Here is a 26385-nt window from a genome sequence, read left to right as displayed (position 1 = left end):
GTGTCGCGCACCAGTCCGGCGTTCCCTCGAGCTACGAGCTCCTCCTCGGAGAGGTGACCGCCGCCGAAGCGATCCAGAAGAGCCCGCACAGCGACCGGCTGTTCTGCATTCCCGCGACCATTGACCTGGCGGGCGCGGAGATCGAATTGGTCTCGATGGTTGCCAGGGAGGGACGACTCAAGGGTGCGTTGTCGGAGAAGGCACTCGCCGGCATCGACGTGGACTTCATTCTCATCGACTGCCCGCCTTCTCTCGGCTTGTTGACGGTCAACGCGATGGTGGCGGCCAAAGAGGTACTGATCCCCATTCAGTGCGAGTACTACGCACTGGAAGGTGTGGGACAGCTTCTTCGCAATATCGAACTGGTGCAGGCGCATCTCAACCCCGACCTCCACGTCTCGACCGTGCTCCTCACGATGTACGACGGGCGCACGAAGCTGGCCGACCAGGTGGCGGAAGAGGTTCGTAGCCACTTCGGTGACGTAGTGCTGCGTGCCGTCATTCCTCGCAGTGTGAAGGTGTCGGAAGCGCCCGGCTACGGGATGACTGTGCTGGATTACGATCCCGGATCACGGGGCGCAATGAGTTACCTCGATGCGGGGCGGGAACTCGCCGCACGCTCTGCACGGAGCGAGAAGCAGGAGCAGAGATGAGTCAGACACGTAAGGGTGGACTTGGCCGAGGACTGGCCGCACTCATTCCGACCGGCCCGGCAGCGGGTCCGGGGCTCGGTAGCGCGGCCGCGGACGTCGTGATCGGAGCCGATCGGCGCAGTGTTCTGACGGTCCCCACACCGAGCCCGTCTGATGGTGACAGCCCGTCTGGTCGTGACAGCAAGGCAACCGTCACGGGAAGCGCCGGTCCGGGCGACGACAGCGGCCAGCCCCTCCCCTCCCCCGCCGGGGCCGTGTACCTGGAGATCGCGCCGGACCTGATCGAACGCAATCCCAAGCAGCCACGTCAAGTCTTCGACGAAGAGGCTCTGGCGGAACTCGTCCACTCGATCCGCGAGTTCGGACTGATGCAGCCGATCGTGGTGCGCCCGATCGCGGACGGCAAGTTCCAGCTCGTCATGGGTGAACGGCGACTGCGCGCGAGCCAGGAAGCAGGGATCGAGACCATACCCGCGATCGTCCGCGAAACGGACGATGAGGCGATGCTTCGAGACGCACTCTTGGAGAACATCCACCGGGTCCAGCTGAATCCGCTCGAGGAAGCCGCGGCCTATCAGCAGCTGCTCGAAGAGTTCGAGGTCACTCACGAGGAACTGGCCGCGAAGATCGGCCGGTCGCGTCCGGTCGTGACCAACATGATCCGACTGCTGAAGTTGCCGATTCCCGTGCAGAGGCGGGTCGCGGCCGGAGTGCTGTCAGCGGGACATGCCCGCGCGCTGTTGTCACTGGAGGCAGGCGCCGACGCTCAAGAGGTGATGGCGGCTCGCATAGTCGCCGAGGGCATGTCGGTACGTGCGACGGAAGAAGCGGTCACATTGGCGAACCGCAGCGACGATCAGTCCACACAGACGGCACAACGTCGCAGGCCGATCCAGATGCCCGGACTGCAGGAGGTAGCCGAGCGGTTGTCCGATTCGTTCGACACCCGGGTGACGGTCAGCCTCGGGAAGCGAAAAGGCAAGATCGTGGTGGAGTTCGGCTCGGTCGACGATCTGCAACGGATTGTTGGGATGATGGAGGCACAGAGAGCCGAATGATGCGCGGTAGTGATATACGGAGGCTGAGTTAGCCAGTGTCGACTCACATCACATCGCTTACACTCGACGGTCTGGACAAGCTTTCCGCCCACGCCCGGCGATGCGTCTTCTGGGAGATGGACCCGGCGGCTGTCCACAGTTCACGAGGATCCCTCGATCAAGAATTCGAAAAGGAAGCCTGGCTCTCGATGGTCCTGCTCGAGTGGGGATCGTGTGGTCAGGTAGCGGTCATGGACGGTAAGCCCGTGGGTAGCGCGCTGTACGCCCCTCCGCGTACCGTGCCGCGGGCTCAACTGTTCCCGACAGCGCCTGTCGGGGCCGACGCGGTACTGCTCACCAGCTTGCGACTCGAGCCTGCCGGTGAGGAACAGAATCTGGGCACCCCGTTGATCCAGGCTGTGGTGTCCGATCTGGTGCGGCGGGGCGTCCGCGCGCTGGAGGCGTTCGGCATCCGCAAGTCCGATGACGCGGACGTGGACGCTGCCGATTCTGCGAACGCCGCTGTCGCGGCGGCCACCGCGGCACGAGAATGTTCCCCCGAGGAGTGCATGATTCCCGTGGAGCTTCTCGAGGCCAATGGCTTCGAGATAGTCGCTCCCCACCACCGGTTCCCGCGGCTGCGACTCGAGTTGCACCGGGATCACGAGTGGAAGGAGGATGTGGAAGCAGCCCTCGAGCGACTACTGAAGTCCGCCTCGATCAGCATGGTGGAGATCGGTGAGCGCACGCCGGTAGGAGTGCGCTGAGCGTGACGACCCGGTGGTACCTATGAACGTTCGGCAGCCGATAACTCTTCGGCGAGCAATTCAGCGAACGTGAACGTGCCGGTCGGCTGATCGTCCTGCCCCAGGAGGTAGAGGCGCTTCACAGAGATCAGGATGGCTTCCGCGATTGCGTCCCGTGCACGTGGATTGGCGAGGACTGCCGCATCCGATTCGTTGGTGAGGTATCCGAGATCGATCTGCACGGTCGGCATGTTCGTCAAACGCAGCAGATCCCAAGTGCGCCCGTGGGTGCGGCAGTCCTGTAATGGCGTACGGGCGACGATCTCACGTTGGATGAAGCCGGTGAGAACCTGCCCGATCATCGACGTGGAGCCGTGGGAGTTGCCGAAGTGGAAACTGGCGACGCCGCTCGCGGCGGGGCTGGAATTGCTGTCGCAGCGCAGCGAGATCATGAGGTCGGCGTCGAACGCGTTGGATGTGGAGGATCGTTCCCCGTCGGATGGGTTGGCGTGATGCGGCCGGGACAGGAATGTCTCCATGCCGGTGGCGGCCATTCGTCCCTCGAGCCGACTGGCCAGATCCCAGAGGATCTCCGCCTCGGACAAGGTGCCGTAGGGCGTGTGGACGATGGTGCCGTGGTCGTTGCCACCGAGCCCGGGATCGATGACGATCCGTTTTCCACTCAACTGCGGGCCGGAGCGTCGCACGAGTTCTTCTTCGCTCATGGCGTGTGGGGAACCACCGGTGACCCGGGTACCGAGCAATTCCAGGGACCGTAGTGTCGCGGGACCGCAGATGCCGTCAGCGGCGATACCGATTTCCCGTTGGAACGATGACAGCGACTCGTGGGTCTGAGGACCGAAGTAGCCGTCGACGCGGCCGGTGTAGAAGCCAAGATCCTGAAGTCGTGTCTGCAGCGTTGCGACGTCGTCACCGTAGAGCGGCGCCGACAGCTGATAGATCAGGGTGCGGGCGCCCAGCCGGTACGACGCCTCCTTCATGGACCGGTACGTGGCGGGGCCGACGATTCCGTCGACGAGGATCCCACGTTGCTGCTGGAAAGCGCGTACCGCGCTGTCGAGGTGGTGATCGAACACCGCGTCAGGGGCGATCCAATGTGAACCGTTGATGGTCTCCCGCCGGGTGTCGGCCGCCCCGTTGTGCAGGAATCCGAGACTGGCCAGAGTGCCCCGAATCTCAGCGACGGCCGGACCATGGTCGCCGCGACGGAGTCGGTGCATATTTCGTGGCCTCTCAGTTTGAATCACGGGCTTCTCAAACGAGTCGATCGATGTGCCCGGTCCAGATGCAACAGGGGCACATCGATCGATTGTCTCAGAGATTCCCATAAAAACGGGAATCGCGGAGGGTGTTCGGATATAGATCAGAGAACGGCCGACAGTTCCTTCAGCAGGGCCGCCTTGCCTTTGCTCCCGACGATCGTGTTGATCGGCTTGCCGTCCTTGAAGAGAATCAGCGTGGGGATCGACATGACCTGGAAGTCCCGGGCGGCGGCCGGGTTGGCGTCGATGTCGAGCTTGGCGATGGTGATCTTGTCGCTGTACTCGCCGGCGATTTCCTCGAGAACCGGAGCGATCATCTTGCAGGGGCCGCACCACGTGGCCCAGAAATCGACCAGGACCGGCTTGTCGCTGGCCAGGACGTCCTGCTTGAACGAATCATCGGTAATGGTGACGGTGTTCGACACGGGAACTCCCTTTGATTGTGATCAGTGTTGATCTGGCTTACTCAGGTGCACCGGAACTCAGGCGTCGACGGACTGGCCGGCGGCGGCGATGGTGTTGGCAGTGATGTCGCCACGCTCGGCGAGCCAGCGCTCGGCGTCGATCGCCGCGGAACACCCGGTGCCGGCAGCGGTGATCGCCTGACGGTACGTGTGATCCACCAGATCACCGGCGGCGAACACGCCGTCCAGGGTCGTGGCCGTGGTAGGTGACTGCACCCGCACGTAGCCGGCGTCGTCCAGGTCGACCTGACCCTTGACCAGTGCACTGCGAGGATCGTGGCCGACGGCGACGAACATGCCGGTGACGTCGAGGGTGGACTTCTCGCCGGTGACGGTGTCGCGGACCACGAGGCCGGTGACGCTGTTCTTGCCCAGGACCTCGACGGGCTCGGCATTGGTCAGGAATCGTATCTTCTCGTTGGCCTTGGCACGCTCGAGCATGATGCGCGAGGCACGGAACTCCTCGCGGCGGTGCACCAGAGTGACACTGCGGGCGAAGCGCGTGAGGAAGGTGGCCTCTTCCATGGCGGAGTCGCCGCCGCCGACAACGACGATGTCCTGATCGCGGAAGAAGAATCCGTCACAGGTGGCGCAGGCGCTGACACCACGGCCCAGCAGAGTGTCCTCGCCGGGAATGCCCAGGTAGCGGGCCGCAGCACCCATCGCCAGGATCACGGCGTGGGACTGGTAGGTGGTGTCGCCGACCACGACCTTCTTGATCGGTCCGGTCAGGTCGAGTTCTTCGACGTCCTCGGTGCGGATATCGGCACCGAACCGCTTGGCTTGCTCACGCATCTCGTCCATCAGGTCGGGGCCCATGATGCCCTCGCGGAACCCGGGGAAGTTCTCGACCTCCGTGGTGGTCATGAGAGCACCACCGAACTGCGTTCCCTCGAACACCAGGGGTTCGAGTTCCGCCCGCGCGGCGTAGATCGCTGCGGTGTATCCGGCAGGTCCCGAACCAACGATGATGAGTTCATGAACCGTCGATGGAGTGGTCATGCGGGCCTTCCAGTAGTGAGGGAGCTGAGTCGTATCGAGTCAACACCAGACTAAAGCGTGTTGTTCCCGGCCTGTTGGTGATACCCGTCGCGAAGCGCCTCCCGGATGACGCAGCGAGTGCCGGTGTAGATGGTGGGCATGCATTTGTTGCAGTGTATGCAGAGTCCTTCGGACATCCGCTCCGTTCGGAGCTTGTCGACGAGGTAGGGATCACGGAGCAGGGCCCGGGCCATCGCGACGAACTCGAAGCCCTCGTCGAGCGCATGATCGATGGTGTCCATGCGATTGATGCCGCCGAGCAGGATGAGCGGCAGGGACAGCGCCTCGCGGAACTGCCGGGCCATCGGAAGGAAGAACGCCTCCTCGAATGGGTAGGTGGGGAAGAGGTGGGGGCCGTAGAACTTGAGTCCGTATCCCACCAATTTCGGTTGTACCGCGATCATTTCGGCCAACGGTACCTCTCCGCGGAAGAAGTACATGCCGTTGAGCAGCGAGCTTCCACCGGTGAGCTGCATCGCGTCGATGTGCCCGTCCGACTCGATGAGCTGAGCGATGAGCAGGCTCTCGTCGAGCCACAGTCCCTTGGGAACGCCGTCGGTCATGTTGAACTTCGCGGTAACCGCCACGGAGTCACCGGCCGACTGCCGCACCCGTTCGAGTACCCGGCGCGGGAAGGACGCACGCTTCTCGACGCTGCCGCCGTACTGGTCCTTCCGCTTGTTCAGGTTGGGGCTCATGAACGAGCTGAGGAGGTAGTTGTGGCCGAGATGCACCTCGATGGCGTCGAAACCCGCCTCCACTGCGTTGCGCGCGGCATCCCCGAAGTCCTGGGTCACTGCGTCGAGCTCGTCGGTGGTTGCGCCCTTCACCAGCCCCATCGCAGGGGCGCTGATTCGGGTGGACGGCGCCAGGGTCTTGGTGCGGTTGGACAGGGTGTTCGCCACCAGTCCGGCGTGACCGATCTGAGCTGCGGCCTTGCCACCCTCGGCGTGGACCGCGTCCGTCAGACGGCGCAGGTCCGGAACTCGTTGCTTGTCGAGCACGAGGGTGTTGGAGTGGACGCGTCCGCCGGGCGCGACCGCGCAGTACGCGACGGTGGTCAGTGCGGCACCGCCGCGCGCCACCTCGGCATGGAATTCGACGAGCTCGTCGGTGACCCGGCCCCGCGGCATGACGCCTTCGAAGGTGGCGGCCTTGACGATGCGATTACGGAGGGTGATGGGTCCGAGGCGGGTGGGCTCCCACGCGGTGCGCCGGGGTTCTGGAACGGTCATCAGTTCTGCTTTCGAATGAAGGGGTGAACGTACTCAGGCAAAGGTTGCGGCCAGCGCGTCGCGCGCGGACCGCCAGGTGAGGCCGAGTTCCTCGCGGGTTCGCGAATCGTCGGTGGGTGTGGCGGACGTGAGTAGCCACGCTGCTTCGTAACTCAGGCCGGCACTGAGCGGTGTGAATGTGCCGATGACGTCCGCAGCGCGTCCGAACGCGCGAAAAGCAGTTCCCGACAGCGGAATACGACGGATCTTCCGGCCGGAGGCACGCTCTAGGATGTCGATGAGCTCGTTGAAGTCGATCAGCTGGCCGCCGCACACGTATCTGCGGGGACCTCGGCCGTGTTGCATCACGGCAGCATGGACCTCGGCGACATCGCGGACATCGATCATCTGCATTGCTCCGTCCATGCGGGGCGCTACCCCGCCGCCGACGATCGCCCCCCACCCCAGCTCGGTGACGCCCTTCGTGTTGCAGAGTCCGGGCCCTACGACGCTGGTCGGGTAGGTGATGACGACGGGGGCGCCGGCGTCCTGCAGTGCGCGGGCGACCCGGTCTGCGGCGGCCTTGGTACGACCGTACGCGCTGCGCCCGGCTGCGGTGGGGCTGTCGGGTCCGATTACCGGATCGGATGAGGGAAACAGTGCGCTGAAGCTTGCGACGTGCACGATCGGGTCCATGCCCAGGAACGCCGCCCGGGTGAGGATCGTGGTGGTGGCCTCGGTGTTGACCTCCCACATCAGTTGCTCGCGCCGATCGTCGGTGCCCACCACCCCGGCTCCGTGCAGCAGGGCGTCGCACCCGTCCAGCAGTTGTGCCACCACGGCCGGATCCCGGATGTCCCCTGTAATCTGCTCGATCCGGGACGCGGCCGGTCCGGCGGCCAGCAGCAGGCTGTCGGCAGATTCGGTGGGAAGGACCAGTAGCCGCACGCTGTGTCCGTCCGCGAGTAGAGCCATCGTGGTGTGGGCACCCACGTACCCGGTTCCGCCGGTGACCGCGATCTTCATGTACCCGTCCTGTGTGGTCGAATCGTCCCTGTAATGGAATTACGGTGCCAGTGGACTCGTAATAATGCGAATATATAGCGAGGCGGGCACTTCTGTCCCACAATTCCAGTAATGAATGCGACAGGAAGTGGGCGTCCCCGTGACCCCCGGATCGACACCGATGTATTGGCGGTCACCCGCGCCATGCTCGTGGAATCGGGATGGGACGGCCTCAGCATGCGGGCCATCGCCTCCCGATCCGGTGTGAGTAGGGCATCGATCACGAGGCGGTGGCCATCGAAGGCGCATCTCGTGCTCGACGCGATCCTGGGGACGACGCCGGACCTCAGCCCGTTCGAGGGCACCGATCGCGAAGGCTGGATCCGCTGGGTGGTGACCGGCAGCGCCGAACTGTTCTCCCGGCCGGAGGTGCGGGCAGCGACTCCAGGCCTGCTGGCAGCGATACGTGATCACGACGATCTCCGAAAGGCTCTGTGGCGCGGCTTCAGCGATCCGAGTGCGCGACTGTTCGCAAAAGACGACTCGGCAGAAGAGGCCGAGTTGAACACGCCGCGAGCAGTGCTCGTGCTCGCGGCCGGAGCCGCGATGTTCACCAGTCTGATTGCAGTGGAGGACGACACACCGGAATTGCGGGCCACAATCCTCGAGCTACTGTTACCGGTGGCCGGGAAGACATGAGCGAAATCTCCTTCTGCTCAGCCGATCTCATCAACAGTCAGTGTGGCGGGATTACCGGCACGGCAGTCGGTGCCCACCACCAGGGCGGTGATCTGCGGTGGCCGAGGGCCGGCGAACAGAAGCAGGACCCCCGGAACTCCGTCGAGCCGTACCTCGCCGGACCCGAGCAGTGTCCGCGATTCTTCGATCCCGTTGGCCTGGAGGCATTCTGCGAGAATCCCAGGATCGGTCAGCGGGCCGAGCTCCGTGGACCCGATGAGTGTGAGCACCTGTCCGCGCTCCAACTCGCCGCCCAGATCGAGAGCCGTTGCCGGTGTGTCGGTCTCGAGCGGTTCTTGATCGTTCGGTGTGACGACGGCGAGGGCGACGACCAAGGCCGCTGCAGCCGCGCAGGTGCCGGCAGCGACGGCTGCCCACCGCTTCCGGCGACCGAGTGGCGCAGCGGCGTATTCCGGAGCGGCGGACTCGGCCAGTGCGCTGTTGATCCGGGCGGCGACGTCCGGGGGGATCGGCGTTTCGACCGAATGGTCGCGGCCGAGCGCACGGAGCTGATCGGTGACCTTGTCGAGCGCGGCGATGGTGTCCATGGCGCGCGGATCGCGGTGGACGAGTGGCCAGAGCCGTTCACTGACCGACTCGGGGAGAACTCCGGCATGTAGGTCGGCCAGCAGGTCGTCGGAGTAGGGCGGCGTCGGCAGGTCGTTACCGGAAGGGTCGCTGTTACGGCCGGCCATCGATCCTCCTCACCCGAACGTCTCGATCCGAACACCTGTGCACGCCTATCTGGTTTTGACGCTCCGGCATCATGATCGGTTCCCCGCTTCCCGGAAATACTCGAGAGTCGCGGCAAGTTTCTTGCGGCCCCGGGCGCAGCGGCTTTTCACGGTGCCTTCGGGGACACCGAGGAGTCGGGCGGCCTCACTGGTCGAGTGCCCCTCGAGATCGACGGCGATGATCGCCGCCCGCTGCTCCGCGGGCAGCGATGCGAGGGCTCGTTCGACCACGAGGTTCAGTTCCACTTCGGAGACGTAGTCGCGGGTGTCGCGAGGTTCGTCGTCATCGGCCGACAGCGAGAATGCCGGGCGCGCCTTGTTCCTGCGGATTCGGTCGAGGCACGCGTTGACGACGATGGTGTGCAGCCAGCTCCGGACGGCCGCGTCCCGGCGGAACGATCCGGCCGTGCGATGTGCGGAGAGCAGGGCTTCCTGAAGGGCGTCCGCAGCGTCCTCGGCGGAGTAACTGGTGCGTCGCGCGACGTGCCACAGGTGGTCGTAATGCCTGCCCAGAAGCGTTGCGAAGGCATGAGGATCACCGGCGACATGGGCCGACAGCAAATCGACGTCCGAGGGCACCCGCTCGCCCTCGGCGATCCCCCCGAAGATTCGCACCGGCGAATGTTAACTCACTTCGTGGCGTTGAATTCGATGTCCGCGATGGACGATTGATTCTTGCCGCCGGAATTGCCCAACCCGGTGATCCACACCAGAACATTCTTGGTGGACCCCTCCGACTTCACGGGAATGGTGGTGACGCTGCCCCCGACGACCTGCGCGCCGATCACCCGGGTCTGGTCCAGGGTGGGGTTGTCCGACGGGGCACTGCGGATCTCGACGTCGGTGCCCGGGGTCGGCGAGTTGATGCGCACGTTCGCCAGGGTGATGGGCTCGTCGAACGCGACCATCAGGCCGACACCGTTCTTGAGAGCGGGAAAGGCCTGGAAGTACGTGTCGGTACTCCAGAGGGTTGCCGGGTTTCCGTCGATGGCCAGCCGGGCGTTTGCGGCGGAGTCGGGTGTGCCCTGTGGAGAGAACACCGTGACCGCAGACGGTTTGACGGGCACGACGTTCGAGGCGGGCGCCACGGGGGCGGGCGTTGCACCACCTTCCGCGGGGGGCGCCTCGGCCGAAGTGGTGAGCCCGAAGTCCTGCTCGGTGAGGGGCGCGTCGGAACTGCTGCCGGTGAGGAACGTCGCGAGCCAGAAGCCGAGAAGCGCCAGGACGATGATGGTCACGACGGCGAGCCCGACGAGCGCGGCGATCATTCGGTTGGATTTCTTCTTCTCGGCCTCGATCGCCTCGGGGTCGTCGAGGGCATGACCGGGCGCACCGGCAGGTCGCTGGCCGAGTCGCAGTGCGGGAATGTATTCGGTTTTCTCGTTGACCACCGACGCCTGGTCGAGAATGTGCTGCACCGTGGCGGCGGTGCGGATTCCACCGTTGGGTTCGAGGGAACGCAGAGCGACGGCCGAGATCTCGAACGGGACTTCCGGCCGGATGACCCGCGGCCCGATCGGTTGCCCGTTGGAATCACGGTCGGCGAGCCGCATGCCGCCGACGCTCCCGGGAAGCGGCGCACCGGCGGGTGCCGACGGGTCTCCCAGCGGCCAGCGGGCGGTGATGAGTGCGTAGAGCATGGCGCCCAGCCCCCGCACGTCCGAGCTGGAATCGGAGTCGGCGAGGGTGGCCGGGAAGGCCAGGACGGCGTCACCGTTGATGCTGATACGAACGCGGTCGGGGTGGTCGATGGACAGTGCCCCTCCGGCGCGGTGGGCGGTCTCCGCGGCGGAGGCCAGGGCGCGGATGGCGCGGGCGGCACCGATCGGAGACGGCTTGGTGTCAGCCATCTCCCGCAGTGATCGGCCGGGTGTCCACTCGGCGACCACGATGCCACCGGAGCTGCCTCGCACGACGTCCAGGACACGTGCGAGCCCGGGCGAATTGATCCGGCCCAGGCGCAGTGTGCGGGACAGGATGGCCTGCGGGCCTTCCGGACCTGCCGAGGTGGCGCGCTGTTCGGCGTCGACGAAGGTGAGTGCCACTTCGCGATCGAGTTTGACATCGAGCGCCTGCCAGAACTGCAGGCCACGGGAACCGCCGTGCGGAGTGAGGAGGCGGTAACGACCGCCGGCGACGGAGGCACCCGGAATGAGCTTGGGGCCGCGAGGAGTACGGCGCGGCTCGCCGTCGGGCGTACGTCCGGGGCCGGGTGTGATCGGGATCACGCCGGTGTCGAAGCTGGGATCGTGGCTCGGAGCAGCGCCCATCGGGCGGTTCTCGGACTTCTCGAGTCGAGGGTTCGCCGAGGGCTCGGCGACGGGCGGCTCCGACTCGATCCGAGTCGTCTCGTCCGGACCGGTGGATGCGTCGACGCCGTTCGATGGTACGGCCGAATCACGTTCGGACGCTTGCACCGTGGAGCCTCCGGCATTCTTCCTGCCGGCAACGTCGTCGTCGCTCACCCTCACTCCTTCACTTTCGAACGCCCAACTCCGACCAGTTCCGGGCGGCGGTCCGACCCGCTCGTGTCCAGGGTACGGGAGACCACTCGGAGCAGCGCGGACGACGGGAATCAGTTCGGTCTCGGCCTCGGCGAGAGGATCGGACTGGGGCTCCGGTGTGCCGGTGCTACCGCGAAGTGCACGGATCTTGCGGGTGACCGCGACGGTGACGGATCTGACTTCGGGAATCTTCGCGAACCAGAGGATGACGAAGGTGACGACGAGCATCAGGATGCCGCTGATGGCAACCCGCGCCATGGACCCCGGTCCACCGAAGAGTGTGGTGAGCCGGTCCAGTTTCAGCAACCGTTCGGCGCCGAGCATGGCACCCGCGCCCGCGAGCGAGGCGAGAACCACCACCCACACCGTCTTGCCGACGTTGGCCATCCGCAGATTGCCGAGACTCCGGTGCAGCAGGAACCCGCCGATGAGGGCGCCGGTGATGTACCCGAGGCCGTTCGCGGCTCCGAGCAGGATCACGACCTGGTCGTCGCTCGACGCGAGCAGCGGGGTGAGGGACGACAAAGCGATCTTGACCGTGGTGATACCGAGCACGATCCAGGTCGGTGTCCAGGCCTGCTCACGCGCGTAGAAGACCCGAAGGTGGATGAGCACCAGCGAGTACGGAATGAGGGTGAACGCAGACCAGCTGACCGCCTGACCGAGGCGGTCGGCGTCTCCCGACCCGAAGTTGCCGTACCCGTACAGCGCCTGACCGACTTCGGGTCCGGCGAAGGTGAGGAACGTGATGATCGGGACCAGGGCGATCATCGTCAGACGCGTGGCCACCGAGAGGTCGTCGACGACGGCAGGGGTGTCGTCGGCGGCGGCATTGCGGCTCAGTCGCGGCATGATCGCGGTGAGCACCGTCACGCCGAGCACGCCGTAGGGCAGCTGCAGAAGCAGCCACGCGTTGTTGTAGATCGCGGGACCCGCGGCGTCCGCTTGGGAGGAGATCCGGGTTGCGACGATCATGCCGATCTGGCTGATCAGGACGTACAGGATGATCGCGACGGCCATGCCACCGAACTGCTTGAGGCGATCGTCGAGTCCCCACAGTGGTCGCAGGGAGATGCCCTCACGGCGAATGGCCGGCACCAGGCTCATGGCCTGCGTGACCACACCGAGCGTGACACCGACACCCAGGATCAGCAGTTTCGGATCGCTCATCCGGACGGGATCGAGAGTGATCTCCCCTGGTGTCAGGTAGAAGATCGCCAGGACGGTGAGCATCACGATGTTGTTCAGTACCGGAGCCCAGGCCCCGGGTTTGAACACCTGCCTGGTGTTGAGAATCGCTGTGAGCAGCGCAGACAGGCCATAGAAGAGGATCGCGGGCAGCAGGAGAAAGGACAGGGCTGTGGTGAGGGACGTGTTGACCTTGCCGTCGTCGGACAGGAACACGTGGGTGGTGAGTACCGGAGCCGCCGCCGTGGCGAGCAGGGCGGCGGTCCCGAGCAGTACACAGGTCGCGGTGAACAGCCGGCGCACGAAGGCGGCACCCTGATCGGGATCCTCCCGTTCCGCGCGCACCAGCACGGGAACGACGATTGCGGTGAGCACCGCTCCCAGCACGAGCTCGGAGATCATGTTGGGGATCTGACTCGCGACGGTGAACGAGCTGGCCACCGAACCACCGAGCAGCGTCAGGACCAGAAGTTGCTTGGCGAACCCCGTGATGCGGCTGACGAGCGTCGCGATCGCGATGGAACCGGTGGACGCCAGCAGCCGGGAATTCGTCTGCTTCTGCGGAGCCGTGGACGGGCCCGAGTCCTTGACCGGCGGCGGTTCCGGGTCGATCCGGATCGCGGCGAACTGGACCGTGGGAGCTTCGTCGGGCCGGACCTCACGTGCCCAGTGGTCACGCTCCCACGGTGCGACCCGTGGATGGGAGCGGTCGGGATTCATGGAAGTTCGTACCCTTCATCAGCTCGGTCCGGCTGGCCGCGGAATCGATGCCACAGCCGGCGGCCGGCGAGAAACAGCAGCATGGCCCCTGCGCACGCTGTCAGTATCGCCAATGCCTGCCCGTACGCGTTGGACCGTACCGTCACGCTGGTCGGCTCACCGAGTCGCTGTCCATCGGCGGTGGTCAGAGCGAACTCGACGAACACCTTCCGTGAGTCGTCGGCCTCGGTCGGAACCGTGAGGGTCCGGCTGCCGCGGGGAGGGAGCTGGGTGGGCCCGATGTCGGTGATCTTCATCCCCGGGGGCGCATCGACGTGGAGCTGCACGGTGATGCCGACCGGGAGATCGTTCCGCGCGACCAGCAGCAGCGGGCTCTGTTCCGACGCCAGCGTGTAGACGCCGCCCGGAGAGACCACGGTGACCGAGTCGAACAGCTCGTCCATGGTCCCGGTGACTGCGCGAGTCCGATTTTCGGCGGCCTTCTCGGCGGCTCGGCGATCGTGGTCGCGGCGGTGTGCCAGGCTGAGCGAGCGTACAAGGTCCTCGCGGAGTGGCGCCGTGAAGAGTTCCGGTGTCAGCTGCGCTTGCGGGTCGTCCACGAGCGCCGTCCGGAGCGCTTCGATGCGGGGGGCCTGCTCGCCGGCGGCCTCGCGGATGCGGTGGGGAACGCCGTCCTCGACGGCCTGGTCGGGGTAGTCGAGCGAGGCGATCAGCGGGGTTCCCGGTTGACGCCCCAGCAGGGTGGGAAGTGGCCGCGCTGTGGCCAGACCCGACCTCATCAGGGAGGACACGGTCGAGAGCACTGCCTTGGCCTCGTTCGGGCTCGCAGTCCACAGTTGCGGCGGAACCACCACCAGTGAGCGCGGGGTACCCGCGGCGCGGGCGATCGCAGGCTCGAGAGCAGACCAGGACAGGGCGCCCAGCGCATCCTGGAGACGAGCGGTCGACGAGTCACCGGACAGGTCGAACCGCACGGATTCGGGAGTGTAGGAGGGGGTCTGCGGATTCGTCCCGACTGCGGCGAGGGCCGCGCCCACCGACGGATCGAACAGCAGGGCGTCCACACTGCCGACGTCGGTCCGGGTTCCGTCAGCGGTGTCCGGAGTATCTCCGTCCGCCGCCGGGACCGCAGTGGCTTCGATGAGGTGTGCGCTGTCCCGCGATACGTCGGTGTCGACGGAGTTGGCGGCGACCAATGCGGTGGTGGGTTCGGCTCCTCGTAATTCACGAGCGGTGGCATCGTCGAGCACTCCCGCGTCGCTCCACACGAAGTTCTGCACGGACTGGACCCCGAGAATGGTGTCCACGATGACCGCGGGCGATTCGAGCGCGGTGGTGGCGAGTTGAGGATTCCCGACAGCGGCGAGGGCGGCGAGGTCCGCCTGGGCGAACGGTACCGACGTGGTGCACATGGACGCCGCGAGCGCTCGTGCGCGCTCGAGCCATCGGACGGCGGCCTCTCGGCCCGTTCCCTCGTGCGCCGAACCCGCGGTATCGGCGGGGTCGTCGACCACGAGGTAACCGCGGGCCATGTTCTGGACGGTGATCAGCAGATCGGGATCGACCGCGAGGCACATGCCGTTCCGGAGGGCATGGTCCCGGTCCACACTCTCGCGGGTGGCGAACTCGGCGGCCGCCAACAGCCCGTCGAGCCGGCCACCCGAGTCCAGTGAGGTCGCGAGATCGTCGTCGAGGAGACGGACGCTCTCGGTCAGCGACCCCGGGAAGCCGGGTGCGAGGCGCGGTTCGTCGGCCAGCGGCCACAACACCGTCATCCCCACGGGACTCGAGATGTCGGGAGGAACGGCCGGATCTCCCGGCACTCCGAACACGGGAAGCAGGAAGCGGGCTTCGTCGAGACGTGCGGCTCCCCCGTACTCGGGTGTGCCGTTCACGTTCAGCATCAGCGGGTAGACCCCGGGCTCGGTGATATCGAGGGAGACGCCGGTATCGGACCGCAGCGGAAGCGACAGGGTGAACTGTTTGCTCTGTCCCTCGGCCAGCCTGCCCGCAACCGTGTCGAACATGCCGACCGTGTCGAACCGGGCCTGATCGAGGGTGAGGGCGGTTCGCAGGCCGGTGCTGCTCGCCACGGCGGGGGCGCGCTGTAGCCGCACGCTGACATCCTCGACCGTGCGATCGCCGACGTTCTTCACCGACCCCGCGACCGTGACGAACGGTTCACTGGTGGTGGAGACGGTGTCGGGGGTGACCTTGTCGATGTGCAGTTCGAGGAACTCCGGTTCGCGCTCGACCGTCTGACTTCCAGCACTCTCCGGGGGTACCGGTTCCTGCGCTGTAGCGAGACCGGTGCCGGCGGGGGCCAGAACGACCGCGAGTGCGGTCAATGACGCGGCGCAGATCCGACGCAAAGCCATCCTCATCCGGCGTCGGACCCCTTCTGGAGCATCTTGGCGATCAAATCACCGGCGATTTCTGCGAGTTTCCGTTCATCTGCGTAGGCCAGGCGGGATCCCAGCTCCTCGAGCGGCACCCACGCTACCTCGGTCACTTCGACGTCTTCGTCCGACAGTTCGCCACCGAGGTATCGGAGCAGGTAGTGGTGGACGGTTTTGTGGATGCGCCGGCCGTCGGTGACGAACCAGTAGTCGATGCTGCCCAGCGAGGCGAGGACCGAGCCCCGGATGCCCGTCTCCTCTTCGACCTCGCGTATCGCGGTCTGCTCGGGTGTCTCCCCCTGCTCGATGTGACCCTTCGGCAGCGACCAGAGCAGTCGTCCTCGCCGGTCGGTTCGGCCGATGAGGGCGGCGCACAGCTTCTCCTGTGGCCCGTCGAGGCCGTCGACGACCAGACCGCCGGCCGAGGTTTCCCGCACCGTTCTCATGTGGGGTTTCGCCGGTTTGCCGACTGCGCCGCGTCGCCGCGCGTTGCGGCGACTCCTGTTCGCACGTTCGGCAGCAGACACCCCATCGATAGTAGTTGGCGTCGCGGCATCCACCTGAATGCCGCACGGGAGCCCCGTCGGTAAGCTCCTTCGACGTGACTGCCCCTTCTCTCGACGACGAGCGCCGTACCCGACTTCTTGCCGGTGCCGCGGTGACGCTGGGCGAGCTGTCCGACGTCCTGACGCCGCTCGGTGCGAAGTTCGCGGCGGCGGGCCACGAGTTGTATCTGGTGGGCGGCAGCGTCCGGGACGCGGTTCTGGGACGGCTCGGAACCGACCTCGACTTCACGACCGACGCCCGGCCGGAAGAAGTGCAGAGGCTGTTGTCGGGCTGGGTCGACCACCAGTGGGATACGGGCATCGATTTCGGAACGGTCAGTGCCGTCAAGGGCAACGAGCAGATCGAGATCACCACGTACCGGGCGGATGCGTACGACCGGGTGTCGCGTAATCCCATCGTCCAGTTCGGGGAAAGTCTCGAAGACGATCTGGTCCGGCGGGACTTCACGGTCAATGCGATGGCGGTGAAGATCGGCGCGGACGGAGCGCTGACCTTCGTCGACCCGCTGGGTGGGATGGATGCGCTGCTCGCCGGCGTGCTCGATACCCCGTCGGCGCCCGAGAACTCTTTCAATGACGATCCGCTCCGCATGTTGCGGGCGGCACGCTTCATATCTCAGCTGGGTTTCACCCTCCATGAGCGAGTGCACCAGGCCATCGTCGAGATGGCCGGGCAGATCGACCGGATCACCGCGGAGCGGGTCCGTACCGAACTGGACAAGTTGATCCTCGGCGAATTCCCCATCGAAGGCATCAACGTGATGTGCGATACCGGCCTGGCCGATCGGGTGCTGCCCGAGGTACCGGCGATGAAACTCGAGATCGACGAACACCACCAGCACAAGGACGTGTACTGGCATTCGCTGACCGTGCTGAAGCAGGCCATCGGACTCGAGGACGGTGACCCCGACCTCGTGTTGAGGTGGGCTGCTCTGCTCCACGATATCGGCAAGCCGGACACCAAACGCAACGAACCGGCTGGTGGCGTCAGCTTCCATCATCATGAGGTGGTCGGAGCGAAGATGGTCCGCAAGCGGATGCGGGCTCTCAAGTACTCGAAGCAGATGGTGGACGACGTATCCCAACTGGTGTTCCTGCACCTGCGCTTCCACGGGTACGGCAAGGGTCAGTGGACCGATTCGGCGGTCCGCCGGTACGTGTCCGATGCCGGGCCGCTGCTGCCGCGTCTGCACAAATTGGTGCGCGCCGACTGCACCACCCGCAACAAGCGCCGGGCGGCGGCCCTGCAGGCCACCTACGACGACATCGAAGAGCGGATCGCCCGGATCGCGGAACAGGAAGACCTGGCCCGAGTGCGGCCCGACCTCGACGGCAACGCGATCATGGAACTCCTCGGCATCCAGCCCGGCCCCGAGGTGGGCAAGGCATGGCAGTACCTCAAGGAACTCCGTCTCGATCGCGGACCCCTCAGCCGGGACGAGGCGGAGGCCGAACTGTTGTCGTGGTGGGCTGCTCAGAAGAAGTAACGGAATCAATCCCTTTCGGGGGCACGACGTACGGGTGCCCTGTCGTCACCGATGAAGAGGCTCCGGTGGCAATCGAACATGCATTCGACAACCGACAAGTTTCGTGTTGCCGAGGACTCACCACCATTTCCTGTGGTCCGTGCGAGAGACGTCACCGAACGCTCACGGGGGTTAATCCCGACGAAACACGTCTACCCGCAGCATTGAGAGTGGGTCGTTCGCTGGGCGGACAGGCAGTGGCCGGGCAGTGAGGAGTGGTCGATGCAGCAGAAAGCGAGTACTTCCGTCGTCAAGACTGCCTGCTCATACTGCGGTGTCGGCTGCGGCATGGTCCTCGAGGTGGGAGTAGATCCGGACACGGGTTCGCGACGAGTACTCGGGGCCTCGGGTGACAAGGAGCATCCCACCAATTTCGGTCGGCTCTGCACCAAGGGGGCGACGAGTGCCGAGATGCTGGTGGCGGGGGGTCGCATGGACACCGGTTACCTGCGGGACCAGCGCGGCGAGGCCCCCACCTCCGTCGACGTCGATGTGGCGATCAGCGAGACGGCGCGCCGGCTGAAGGAGCAGCTCGACCGGAACGGCCCCGACGCGCTGTCGTTCTATGTTTCGGGCCAGATGTCGATCGAAGCGCAGTACCTGATCACCAAGCTGGCGAAGGGCTTTGTCGGCACCAACCAGATCGAGTCCAACTCGCGGCTGTGCATGGCCAGTGCCGGGACGGGATACAAGCAGTCACTGGGTGCGGATGGCCCGCCGGGGTCGTATCAGGACTTCGACAAGGCCGACGTGTTCTTCGTGATCGGCGCGAACATGGCGGATTGTCATCCCATCCTGTTCCTGCGCCTCATGGACCGGGTGAAGGCCGGGGCCAAGCTGATCGTGGTGGATCCGCGGCGCAACGGCACGGCCGACAGGGCGGATCTGTTCCTGCAGATCACTCCGGGAACCGACCTGGCACTGCTCAACGGCCTGCTGCACCTGTTGGTGCGTAGCGGTCATACCGACCCGCAGTTCATCGCCGAGTTCACCGAGGGCTGGGAGGTGATGCCGGAGTTCCTCGAGGACTACACCCCGTCGAAGGTCGCCGAGATCACCGGTATCCCCGAGGCCGACATCCGGCAGGCGGCGCAGTGGATCGGTGAGGCCGCGGAGTGGATGACGTGCTGGACGATGGGTCTCAACCAGAGCACCCACGGCACCTGGAACACCAATGCGATCTGCAACCTGCACCTCGCCACCGGAGCGATCTGCCGGCCCGGGAGCGGACCGTTCTCCCTCACCGGCCAGCCCAATGCCATGGGCGGCCGCGAGATGGGATACATGGGTCCAGGCCTGCCCGGACAGCGGTCGGTGCTCGTGGACGACGATCGGGCGTTCATCGAGGGTCTGTGGGAACTGCCGAAGGGCAGTATCCGCACCGAGGTCGGCTCCGGGACGGTCGACATGTTCGAGCAGATGGTGGCGGGAAGGATCAAGGCCTGCTGGATCATCTGCACCAATCCGGTTGCATCGGTGGCCAACCGGCGCACGGTGATCGAAGGACTCGAGGCCGCCGAACTGGTGATCACGCAGGACGTGTTCCTCGAGACGGAGACCAACGGGTACGCCGACATTCTGCTGCCTGGCGCCCTGTGGGCCGAGTCGGATTCGGTGATGATCAACTCCGAGCGCAACCTGACGTTGCTGCAGCAGGCCGTCGACCCCGTCGGTCAGGCCTTGCCGGACTGGCAGATCATCGCCCGCGTCGCGTGCGAGATGGGCTATGCGGATGCCTTCTCGTACGCGTCGTCGGAGGAGGTCTTCGAGGAGATCAAGAAGACGTGGAATCCCAAGACCGGCTACGACCTTCGCGGTATCAGCTACGACCGTCTGCGCGAAACCCCGGTGCAGTGGCCCAGCCCGCCGGGTAACCGGAGCGACCGGAATCCCATCCGCTACCTCAACGACGGCGTCAGTCAGAATCTGCTGGCGGCGCCGGACGGTTCTCTCCCCAGCCTCGCCTTCGCGACGCCGAACGGCAGGGCGGTGTTCTTCCCGCGCCCGCACATGCTGCCCGCCGAGATGCCCGACGACGATTACCCGTTCGTTCTCAACACCGGACGGTTACAGCACCAGTGGCACACGATGACGAAGACCGGCAAGATCGCCAAGCTGAACAAGCTGAACTCCGGTCCGTTCGTCGAAATCAATCCCGTTGATGCACAGCGCCTTACGATTTCGAACGGCGACAAGGTGGAAGTGGCGTCGAGGCGTGGCCGCGCCGTCCTTCCCGCAGTGGTCAGCGACCGGGTGCTGGCCGGTGGTTGTTTCGCCCCCTTCCACTGGAACGACGCGTTCGGCGAGTACCTCAGCATCAACGCGGTCACCAACGACGCCGTCGATCCGGCATCCTTTCAGCCGGAGTTCAAGGCGTGTGCCGTGTCACTGACCCGCGTGGCGCCGGTAACGGAACCGACAGTGCCGGAGATCGTATCGTCGGACATTCAGGTGTCGGGTTCGCCTGCAGCCGAGTTGAGCCGCATCCTGGGTCTGGACAACGCTGCGGCACCGAGTTTCGACGAACACGAACGTATGTATCTTGCGGGTCTTCTGTCGGGCTTGAAATCTACCGGGATCGACGGTGTTCCGGTCCTCCCCCGCAGCGCGCCGATCTCCGGATCCAAGCGGGTGTGGCTCGACGGACTTCTCGCCGGTCTGTTCTCCCGCGACTCCGTGCCGGCCGCTGCAGACGCGTCGAGCGTTGACTCCGTCCGGCAACCCGTGCTGGTGGTGTGGGCGTCGCAGACCGGCAATGCCGAGGATTTCGCCGCGGAGTGCGCCGAACAGTTGCAGGCCGCCGGTCACGGCGCGCAGCTGATCAGCATGGACGACTATGACGTCGAGATGCTCACCGGCGTCCGCGATCTCCTGATCATCACCAGCACGTTCGGGGACGGCGACGCACCCGACAACGGGAGCACCTTCTGGAACGCCCTCAGTAGCGACGCTGCACCGAAGTTGCCGCAAACCCGCTATGCGGTATTGGCTTTCGGAGACTCGAGCTACAACGACTTCTGCGGTCACGGCAGACGCCTCGATGCCCGGCTCGAGCAGCTCGAGGCCACCCGGCTGATCGACCGCGTGGACTGTGAACCGGACTACGAGGATCAGGCCCGCGAGTGGCTGACGACGGTTCAGCGGCTGGTTCGGGAACGGGACGACGAGGGGGGCGGTACCCCTCCGGCGGTACCCGTGCACACTCGGCTCGCGGTGAAGAAGGCGGCCACCTTCACCCGTAAGTCACCACTGGTGACCCGGTTGACCAAGAACGTCCCCCTCAGTGCGTCGGGATCTTCGAAGGACGTGCGACAGTTCGGATTCGAGGTGAGTGATCCGGAATTCTCCTACGAGAGCGGCGACGCGCTCGGGGTGTGGCCCACCAATAGTGACGCGGTTGTGGACGAGTGGCTGAAGGTGACCGGGCTGAAGCCGGACGTGCCGGTGACACTGTCCGATCTGCCCGAGATGTCGCTGCGTGAGGCGCTGCGCAGCAAGCTCGAGATCACCAAGGTGACTCCCGAGCTTCTGCGATTCGTCCAGAGCCGCAACCACGACCCCGAGCTCGCGCGGTTGATGCGTCCGCAGAACAAGATTGCGTTACAGCAGTGGTTGTGGGGCAGGCAATCGATGGACGTGCTGTCCGAGCACAACGTTCGCGCCGACACCCATGAGTGGCTCGGTGTGCTGGGGCGGCTGCAGCCCAGGTTGTACTCGATCTCGTCGAGCCCCAAGGTGGATCCGGCGGAGGTTCAGCTGACCGTGTCGGCAGTGCGGTACAACCACGACGGCAAGGAACGTGCGGGAGTGTGCTCGACGTTTCTCGCAGACCACTGCGACGATGCCGATGTGCCGATCTTCGTCCAGAGGTCCGTGCACTTCCGGCCGCCGCGGTCTTCCGACGCGCCGATGATCATGGTGGGCCCCGGTACCGGTATCGCGCCCTTCCGGGGGTTCCTGCACGAGAGACGGGAGTTGGGCCACACCGGGAGGAACTGGTTGTTCTTCGGCGAGCAACACGAAGCCACCGATTTCTACTACCGCGAAGAGATGGAATCGATGGTGCGCGACGGATTCCTCACCCGATTCGACGTCGCGTTCTCGCGAGATCAGCGCCAGAAGATCTACGTACAGGACCGGATCCGCGAACACGGCGCCAAGCTGTGGGGCTGGCTCCAGGAGGGTGCCCACTTCTACGTGTGCGGTGACGCCAGCCGCATGGCGAAGGACGTGGACGAGACGCTCCGTGAGGTGATCCGCACCCACGGTCGCCTCGACGACGAGGACACCGAGCTGTACCTGAAGCAGTTGGCTGCCGACAAGCGGTACGTGCGGGACATCTATTGATTCCGCAGACACGGATCTATACTCCGATTTGTGACGCAAACGCGTATTCGAATTCGGCAGGCCGCCGAACTTCTCGGTGTCAGCGACGACACCGTCCGGCGCTGGGTCGACAACGGGAGTCTGGCCGCGGAGAAGGACGAATCGGGACGCAAGGTGATCGCCGGAGCAGTGCTCGCGCCATTCGCGCGGAACAATTCCGCCAAGTCTCCCGACCTGCTCGGGTCCGAGTCCTCGGCGCGTAACCGGTTCACGGGCATCGTCACCCGAGTGGTGACGGACAAGGTGATGGCCCAGGTCGAGATGCAATGCGGACCGTTTCGTGTGGTGTCGCTGATGTCCAGTGAGGCCGTCCGGGACCTGGGTCTCGAGATCGGCACGGTGGCTGTCGCGGTCGTGAAGTCGACCACCGTGATAGTCGAGACGCCGCGGGCGGAGGCGTGAACAGGCGCACGGCCGCTTCGGCCGCGGTTCTCGGCCTCGTGCTGACGGGGTGTGCCACCGACGACGGCACCTCGGGCCCCGAGATCACCGTCTTCGCGGCGGCGTCGCTGCAGCACACCTTCACCGAGATCGGGAAGATCTATGAGCGCGAGAACCCGGGATCCCGGATCGGGTTCAGCTTCGCCGGGTCCTCCGATCTGGCGGCCCAGCTGAACCAGGGTGCGCCGGCGAACGTTTACGCCTCCGCCGACGCCGCCAACATGGCGAAGGTGGTGGAGGCCGGACTGGTGGACGGCAGCCCCGTGGACTTCGCGGCCAACACGCTCACCATCGTCGTCGCTCCGGGTAATCCGAAGGGAGTCGGTTCTCTCGCCGATCTGAACCGTGAGGGCACACTGGTGGTCACGTGTGCACCGCAGGTGCCCTGCGGCGCGGCTACCCGGAGGGTGGAAACCGCAGCGGGTGTGGGACTCTCGCCGGTGAGCGAGGAATCGTCGGTCACCGATGTGCTGAACAAGGTGACGTCGGGGCAGGCGGACGCGGGCCTGGTTTACGTCACGGATGCCGCGGGAGCCGGTGACGAGGTGACTGCCGTGTCGTTCCCCGAGTCCGAGGATGCGGTCAACAACTATCCCATTGCGGTGTTGTCGAATTCGGGCAACAGGGAAGCAGCCCGAAGATTCGTCGATCTCGTCACCGGCAGCGAGGGACGAGCGGTGCTCGCGGACGCGGGGTTCGTGACGCCATGATCCGAACCCGCTCCGCCCGCATTCCGTCCGGCCTTCCGGTCTGGATCTACGTTCCGGCGGCGGTCGGCGGGTTGTTCGTGGTGCTGCCCCTGTTCGCGATGCTGACCACGGTCGACTGGACTCGCTTCGTCTCGCTGATCACCTCCGAATCATCCGTGGCGGCACTGGGACTGAGCCTGCGCACCGCAGCCGCCAGCACCCTGCTGTGCATCCTCCTCGGCGTGCCTATGGCAGCGGTGCTCGCACGCAGCAATGCCCCGGGACTGCACGTGCTGCGGGCGATGGTGCTTCTGCCTCTGGTTCTCCCGCCCGTCGTCGGCGGTATCGCCCTGCTCTATACGTTCGGCAGGAGGGGCCTGATCGGGCAGCATCTCGAGGTGGCGGGCATCCACATCGCCTTCACGACCACCGCCGTCGTGCTCGCGCAGACGTTCGTGGCACTCCCCTTCCTGGTGGTGAGTCTCGAGGGTGCATTGCGCACCGCCGGCCGCCGGTACGAGCACGTCGCCGCGACGCTCGGTGCCGGCCCCACCACCGTGTTCCGGCGAGTGACTCTTCCCCTCGTCCTGCCCGGGCTGGTGTCGGGTGCGGTGCTCTCGTTCGCGCGGGCACTCGGCGAGTTCGGGGCCACCCTGACGTTCGCGGGCAGCCTGGAGGGAGTGACCCGGACGCTGCCGCTGGAGATCTACCTCCAGCGCGAATCGGATGCCGATGCAGCGGTAGCGTTGTCGCTGGTGCTGGTGGTGGTTGCCGTGGTGATCGTGGTGGGCTCCCGCGGCTGGGGCTCGAGGGTTGCGTCTTGACGGAACCGGGAGCCGGCGGGCTGAGGGTGCAGGCACGGGTGGATGCGCGCGGAGTCGAGGTGGGGTTCGACCTCGAGGAGGGCGGGGTGCTCGCCGTTCTCGGCCCGAACGGAGCCGGCAAGTCGACGCTGCTCTCGGTGGTGTCGGGGCTCGTCCGTCCGAACATCGGTCGGGTGGAACTGAACGGACGCGTTCTCACCGACACCGCCGCGGGAACATTCGTTCCGTCGCACCGGCGCGGCATCGCCCTTCTTGCGCAGCAGGCGTTGTTGTTTCCACACCTCACCGTGACCGCCAACGTCGCATTCGGCCCGCTCAGCGCCGGCCGCGGACGCCGGGCCGCACGCGAGGTCGCAGAGAAGTGGCTGGACGCGGTGGATGCCACGGAGTTTGCGGACCGCCGTCCCCACGAGTTATCGGGTGGGCAGGCCCAGCGGGTAGCGGTGGCACGGGCACTCGCCGCCGAGCCGGAAGCGTTGTTGCTCGACGAGCCGATGGCAGCACTGGATGTGTCCGCGGCCCCGGCCGTGCGGGTGCTGCTGCGGCGGGTGCTGCGCGAAGGTGATCGGACGGCTGTGGTGGTCACCCACGATGTTCTCGACGCTCTCGCGCTGGCCGACCGGGTCATCGTCGTGGAGTTCGGCAGGGTGGTCGAATCCGGTTCCGTCCGTGACGTTCTCACCCATCCGCGCAGCGCCTTCGCGGCGCGGATCGCAGGACTCAATCTCGTGCCCGTTTTCGTCGTGGAGGGCGGCTTCCAGACGGAGACGGGCGAGCGGATGCACGGACTGCCCGACGCCGATTTCGTGCCGGGATCGCCTGCGGTGGCGGTGTTCGCGCCGCACTCGGTGGCTGTTCACCGCCGTCCGCCGGAAGGAAGCCCGCGCAACGTCTTTCGGGTCACCATCACGGAGATCGAGGTGCGCGGCCCCACGGTGCGGGTACTCGCAAGCGAGGAGGGTGGACGCCTCGACCTGAGCGCCGATGTTACGGCGTCGTCCGTGGCGGAACTCGACCTGGTGCCCGGCCTCGACGTGTTCTTCGTCGTCAAGGCCACCGAGGTGGCCCTGCATGCGGTGCGGACCGGCTAACCGCCCAGGCCGGCGTGCATCAGATAGACGTTGTAGCTGTCCCATTCGGACATCGTGAAGTACAGATCCTTGTCCGTGGACCACGGATGGATGAAGCCGCCGTACGCCTTCGGGTAGTCGGCGGTGTCGACGAGGGTCGCTCCGTCCGACCACACTCCCTGCGGGCTCGCGGACCGCCGCAGGATGATCTTCCCGCCGATGGGTTCGAGGTAACTCATCAGCCACGTCTCGGACGACGGGTCGTAGCGGACGGACAACTCGCTGGCGACTCCCGCGACGAGCGGCGTCGCGAGATGTTCGACCACCGGAACCCACGTTCCGCCCGACCAGTACTGGTACGAACTGGTGTTGAGCAGCTGGTCCGTGGGCACCCGGGCCAGACCGATCTGGCCGATCCGACCGTTGGGTGTGCCGAACATGTACACGTAGTCGCCCTGCGGAACCATCGCCGCCACCTGGAACCGGCCGAGACCGAAGATGTTCTCCCACTTGGCATGCTGGTCCTTGGTCCAGGTCTGCCCGTTGTCATCGGAGTAGGCGATGCCGCCGTAGTTCGTGTACCACATGCCGGGCACGACGCTCCACCGTTTCACCGACATGTAGCTGAGGTACTGGCGGTCGCCGATCGCGAACCCGGAGGTGGGGATCGTGGTGGTCTCGAAGTTCTTCACGTGCCGGCTGTCGATGATCTCGGCCGCGTGACAGCGGCTGTCCTGGACCATGCTGTCGATGGTCATGCCGTCGGACAGGTCGGTGTCGGTGCTGTGGCCGAGAACATTGCTCCGCCAGTCCTCACCCCAGGCGCCGGGCGGCGCCCAGTCCTTGCCGAAGGTGTCGCCGAATGCGATCGCCACCTCGCCGGGCTCGGTCTCCCACGTGATGCCGAGGTCGGTTCCGTCCACCTGCCATCGCTTGTCGGTGCGGTTCTCCGACCCGCGACCGGTGAGCTGAGAGACCAGCCGGACGCCGTCGACGGCGGGAGTCCCGATGGCCGGGGTCAGGGAACCTTGCTCCGCGGGGTTGATCTCGATCGGGGGTTTCGGCTGAGGGTCGGGGCCGGGGCCACCTGGAACGGGGATCGGAATGGTCTCCGGTTGCAGATCGAGACGGATCTCCGGAAGCACACTCGACCCCGA

The 26385-nt window shown here is 65.8% G+C and carries 21 protein-coding genes; 10 read left to right on the top strand and 11 right to left on the bottom strand.

Translation table 11 applies throughout. The features are described from left to right. The 3 genes from WAW17_RS27200 to WAW17_RS27190 all read left to right on the top strand — a co-directional run. On the top strand, nucleotides 1-653 hold a 653-nt coding region (locus WAW17_RS27200), incomplete at its 5' end, for a ParA family protein (RefSeq protein WP_422335971.1). Beyond that, entirely contained in the window at nucleotides 650-1711 is a 1062-nt protein-coding gene (locus WAW17_RS27195) for a ParB/RepB/Spo0J family partition protein (protein WP_422335970.1), read from the top strand. The genes WAW17_RS27200 and WAW17_RS27195, both read left to right, overlap by 4 nt. Nucleotides 1712-1746: 35 nt before the next feature. Further along, the gene (locus WAW17_RS27190) at nucleotides 1747-2457 is read left to right on the top strand and encodes a GNAT family N-acetyltransferase (RefSeq protein ID WP_422335969.1); all 711 of its coding nucleotides are present in this window, start codon (nucleotides 1747-1749) and stop codon (nucleotides 2455-2457) included. 20 nt (nucleotides 2458-2477) lie between these two features. Here WAW17_RS27190 and WAW17_RS27185 read toward each other — a convergent pair whose 3' ends face one another. The 5 genes from WAW17_RS27185 to WAW17_RS27165 form a co-directional block, all read right to left on the bottom strand. Then, nucleotides 2478-3677 carry an N-acetylmuramoyl-L-alanine amidase gene (locus tag WAW17_RS27185; protein ID WP_422335968.1) on the bottom strand — a complete coding sequence of 400 codons (1200 nt, stop codon included), beginning with the start codon at nucleotides 3675-3677 and terminating at the stop codon, nucleotides 2478-2480. A gap of 143 nt (nucleotides 3678-3820) precedes the next feature. Further along, nucleotides 3821-4144, bottom strand: coding sequence for a thioredoxin (gene trxA, locus WAW17_RS27180; RefSeq protein WP_422335967.1), 324 nt, complete (start codon nucleotides 4142-4144; stop codon nucleotides 3821-3823). Nucleotides 4145-4201: 57 nt separating this feature from the next. Further along, complete coding sequence (gene trxB / locus WAW17_RS27175; RefSeq protein WP_422335966.1) at nucleotides 4202-5185, bottom strand: thioredoxin-disulfide reductase; 984 nt, start codon at nucleotides 5183-5185, stop codon at nucleotides 4202-4204. A 50-nt stretch (nucleotides 5186-5235) separates the two neighbouring features. Next, the gene (locus WAW17_RS27170) at nucleotides 5236-6459 is read right to left on the bottom strand and encodes an NADH:flavin oxidoreductase (RefSeq protein WP_422335965.1); all 1224 of its coding nucleotides are present in this window, start codon (nucleotides 6457-6459) and stop codon (nucleotides 5236-5238) included. A 33-nt stretch (nucleotides 6460-6492) separates the two neighbouring features. Continuing rightward, nucleotides 6493-7464 carry an NAD-dependent epimerase/dehydratase family protein gene (locus WAW17_RS27165; RefSeq protein WP_422335964.1) on the bottom strand — a complete coding sequence of 324 codons (972 nt, stop codon included), beginning with the start codon at nucleotides 7462-7464 and terminating at the stop codon, nucleotides 6493-6495. A 111-nt stretch (nucleotides 7465-7575) separates the two neighbouring features. On the opposite strand from WAW17_RS27165, the gene WAW17_RS27160 reads away from it, so the two are divergent. Then, a complete protein-coding gene (locus tag WAW17_RS27160) occupies nucleotides 7576-8142 on the top strand; it encodes a helix-turn-helix domain-containing protein (RefSeq protein ID WP_422335963.1) in 567 nt (188 codons plus the stop codon). Nucleotides 8143-8159: 17 nt separating this feature from the next. On the opposite strand, the gene WAW17_RS27155 is transcribed toward WAW17_RS27160, so the two are convergent. The 5 genes from WAW17_RS27155 to WAW17_RS27135 all read right to left on the bottom strand — a co-directional run bounded on the left by WAW17_RS27155 (nucleotide 8160) and on the right by WAW17_RS27135 (nucleotide 16253). Beyond that, a complete protein-coding gene (locus WAW17_RS27155) occupies nucleotides 8160-8876 on the bottom strand; it encodes a hypothetical protein (RefSeq protein WP_422335962.1) in 717 nt (238 codons plus the stop codon). Between the two features lie 69 nt (nucleotides 8877-8945). After that, nucleotides 8946-9530 carry an RNA polymerase sigma factor SigM gene (gene sigM / locus WAW17_RS27150; RefSeq protein ID WP_422335961.1) on the bottom strand — a complete coding sequence of 195 codons (585 nt, stop codon included), beginning with the start codon at nucleotides 9528-9530 and terminating at the stop codon, nucleotides 8946-8948. A 14-nt stretch (nucleotides 9531-9544) separates the two neighbouring features. Next, complete coding sequence (gene murJ, locus WAW17_RS27145) at nucleotides 9545-13327, bottom strand: murein biosynthesis integral membrane protein MurJ (protein WP_422335960.1); 3783 nt, start codon at nucleotides 13325-13327, stop codon at nucleotides 9545-9547. Then, nucleotides 13324-15705 carry a DUF6049 family protein gene (locus WAW17_RS27140; protein ID WP_422335959.1) on the bottom strand — a complete coding sequence of 794 codons (2382 nt, stop codon included), beginning with the start codon at nucleotides 15703-15705 and terminating at the stop codon, nucleotides 13324-13326. Before WAW17_RS27140 ends, murJ begins: the two co-directional genes overlap by 4 nt. Nucleotides 15706-15707: 2 nt before the next feature. Then, a complete protein-coding gene (locus WAW17_RS27135) occupies nucleotides 15708-16253 on the bottom strand; it encodes an NUDIX hydrolase (protein WP_422335958.1) in 546 nt (181 codons plus the stop codon). A 74-nt stretch (nucleotides 16254-16327) separates the two neighbouring features. Between WAW17_RS27135 and WAW17_RS27130 the strand changes: the two genes are divergently transcribed. From WAW17_RS27130 to WAW17_RS27105, 6 genes are all read left to right on the top strand, one after another. Continuing rightward, nucleotides 16328-17779, top strand: coding sequence for a CCA tRNA nucleotidyltransferase (locus WAW17_RS27130; protein WP_422335957.1), 1452 nt, complete (start codon nucleotides 16328-16330; stop codon nucleotides 17777-17779). A gap of 261 nt (nucleotides 17780-18040) precedes the next feature. Further along, complete coding sequence (locus WAW17_RS27125) at nucleotides 18041-22165, top strand: molybdopterin-dependent oxidoreductase (RefSeq protein ID WP_422335956.1); 4125 nt, start codon at nucleotides 18041-18043, stop codon at nucleotides 22163-22165. A gap of 18 nt (nucleotides 22166-22183) precedes the next feature. Next, entirely contained in the window at nucleotides 22184-22606 is a 423-nt protein-coding gene (locus tag WAW17_RS27120) for a TOBE domain-containing protein (RefSeq protein ID WP_422335972.1), read from the top strand. Continuing rightward, nucleotides 22603-23355 (top strand): molybdate ABC transporter substrate-binding protein, encoded by a 753-nt coding sequence (gene modA, locus WAW17_RS27115; RefSeq protein ID WP_422335955.1) that lies wholly within the window; start codon nucleotides 22603-22605, stop codon nucleotides 23353-23355. The genes WAW17_RS27120 and modA overlap by 4 nt, the downstream gene beginning before the upstream one ends. After that, entirely contained in the window at nucleotides 23352-24158 is an 807-nt protein-coding gene (locus WAW17_RS27110; RefSeq protein WP_422335954.1) for an ABC transporter permease, read from the top strand. Before modA ends, WAW17_RS27110 begins: the two co-directional genes overlap by 4 nt. Next, the gene (locus WAW17_RS27105; RefSeq protein WP_422335953.1) at nucleotides 24155-25249 is read left to right on the top strand and encodes a sulfate/molybdate ABC transporter ATP-binding protein; all 1095 of its coding nucleotides are present in this window, start codon (nucleotides 24155-24157) and stop codon (nucleotides 25247-25249) included. The genes WAW17_RS27110 and WAW17_RS27105 overlap by 4 nt, the downstream gene beginning before the upstream one ends. Here WAW17_RS27105 and WAW17_RS27100 read toward each other — a convergent pair. Then, the coding region (locus tag WAW17_RS27100; RefSeq protein ID WP_422335952.1) for a DUF4185 domain-containing protein at nucleotides 25246-26385 on the bottom strand (1140 nt) is incomplete at its 5' end. The two genes, WAW17_RS27105 and WAW17_RS27100, sit on opposite strands and share 4 nt — an antisense overlap.

The sequence above is a fragment of the Rhodococcus sp. (in: high G+C Gram-positive bacteria) genome, assembly GCF_049286785.1.
Lineage (GTDB): Bacteria > Actinomycetota > Actinomycetes > Mycobacteriales > Mycobacteriaceae > Rhodococcus_F.
The sequence above is the reverse complement of the archived record's forward strand: the minus strand, read 5'-3'. Positions and strand labels throughout refer to the sequence as shown.

What these genes read in the sequence shown, in the direction of transcription:
- murJ (WP_422335960.1), bottom strand. Translation starts at nt 13,327, where the DNA reads ATGAATCCCGACCGCTCCCATCCACGGGTCGCACCGTGGGAGCGTGAC.
- WAW17_RS27185 (WP_422335968.1), bottom strand. Translation starts at nt 3,677, where the DNA reads ATGCACCGACTCCGTCGCGGCGACCATGGTCCGGCCGTCGCTGAGATT.
- WAW17_RS27165 (WP_422335964.1), bottom strand. Translation starts at nt 7,464, where the DNA reads ATGAAGATCGCGGTCACCGGCGGAACCGGGTACGTGGGTGCCCACACC.
- WAW17_RS27155 (WP_422335962.1), bottom strand. Translation starts at nt 8,876, where the DNA reads ATGGCCGGCCGTAACAGCGACCCTTCCGGTAACGACCTGCCGACGCCG.
- WAW17_RS27125 (WP_422335956.1), top strand. Translation starts at nt 18,041, where the DNA reads ATGCAGCAGAAAGCGAGTACTTCCGTCGTCAAGACTGCCTGCTCATAC.
- WAW17_RS27195 (WP_422335970.1), top strand. Translation starts at nt 650, where the DNA reads ATGAGTCAGACACGTAAGGGTGGACTTGGCCGAGGACTGGCCGCACTC.
- WAW17_RS27170 (WP_422335965.1), bottom strand. Translation starts at nt 6,459, where the DNA reads ATGACCGTTCCAGAACCCCGGCGCACCGCGTGGGAGCCCACCCGCCTC.
- trxB (WP_422335966.1), bottom strand. Translation starts at nt 5,185, where the DNA reads ATGACCACTCCATCGACGGTTCATGAACTCATCATCGTTGGTTCGGGA.
- WAW17_RS27110 (WP_422335954.1), top strand. Translation starts at nt 23,352, where the DNA reads ATGATCCGAACCCGCTCCGCCCGCATTCCGTCCGGCCTTCCGGTCTGG.
- WAW17_RS27140 (WP_422335959.1), bottom strand. Translation starts at nt 15,705, where the DNA reads ATGGCTTTGCGTCGGATCTGCGCCGCGTCATTGACCGCACTCGCGGTC.
- WAW17_RS27160 (WP_422335963.1), top strand. Translation starts at nt 7,576, where the DNA reads ATGAATGCGACAGGAAGTGGGCGTCCCCGTGACCCCCGGATCGACACC.